This is a genomic window from Kitasatospora sp. NPDC005748 (assembly GCF_040630735.1).
Taxonomy (GTDB): Bacteria; Actinomycetota; Actinomycetes; order Streptomycetales; family Streptomycetaceae; genus Kitasatospora.
Genome location: NZ_JBEXYD010000164.1, coordinates 1 through 1055 on the forward strand (window position 1 = coordinate 1; position 1055 = coordinate 1055).

Annotated in this window: 1 protein-coding gene; it reads left to right on the forward strand. The window is 73.6% G+C overall.

All coding sequences use genetic code 11. The features are described 5' to 3' along the window. On the forward strand, positions 1-1055 hold a 1055-nt coding region (locus tag ABZ495_RS37090), incomplete at both ends, for an acyltransferase domain-containing protein (protein ID WP_359840400.1).

The following is a 1055-nucleotide window of genomic DNA, read 5'->3' on the forward strand; positions in this document are numbered from 1 at the left end:
TTGGTGGAGCGGCTTTCGGACGCGGTGCGCAACGGGCATCCGGTGCTGGCGGTGGTGCGGGGCAGTGCGGTGAACCAGGACGGTGCGTCGAACGGCCTGACGGCGCCGAACGGCCCTTCGCAGCAGCGGGTGATCCGGCAGGCGCTGGCGAACGCCGGACTGTCCGCGCGGGATGTGGACGTGGTGGAGGCCCATGGCACGGGGACCCGCCTCGGCGACCCGATCGAGGCCCACGCGCTGCTCGCCACCTACGGCCAGGACCGCCCGGCGGAGCGGCCGTTGTACCTCGGGTCGGTCAAGTCCAACATCGGGCATCCGCAGGCGGCGGCGGGTGTGGCGGGTGTGATCAAGATGGTGTCGGCGATGCGGGCGGGTGTGCTGCCGAGGACGCTGCACGCCGACCAGCCCTCGCCGGAAGTGGACTGGGACGCGGGGTCGGTGGAGTTGCTGTCGGAGGCCCGGGAGTGGGGTTCTTCGGTGGAGCGGCCGCGTCGGGCGGCTGTCTCCTCCTTCGGGATCAGCGGGACCAACGCGCATGTGGTGCTGGAGCAGGCGCCGGTGGAGGAGCCGTCGGCCGCGTCGTCGGGGCCGGGGGTGGTGCCGCTGGTCGTCTCCGCGCGGGGTGGGCCGGCGTTGCGCGCGCAGGGCGCGCGGTTGGCCGACTGGTGGGAGGCGCGGGACGACCTGGGTGTGTCGGATGTGGCCTGTTCGCTGGCCTCGGGGCGTGCGCGGCTGGAGCGCCGGGCCGTCGTCGTCGCGGGGGACCGGGCCCAGGCGCTGGCGGGCGTCCGTGCGCTGGCTTCGGGCGAGCCGTCGCCCGCGCTGGTGGAGGGTACGGCCGATCCGCTGGACGCCTCCGGCGTGGTGTTCGTGTTCCCGGGTCAGGGTTCGCAGTGGGTCGGGATGGGTGTGGAGCTGTTGGCGGAGTCGCCGGTGTTCGCGGGGCGGTTGGCTGAGTGCGCGGAGGCGTTGGGGCCGTTCGTCGACTGGGATCTGCTCGATGTGGTGCGTGGTGTGCCCGGTGCTCCGTCGTTGGAGCGGGTGGATGTGGTGCA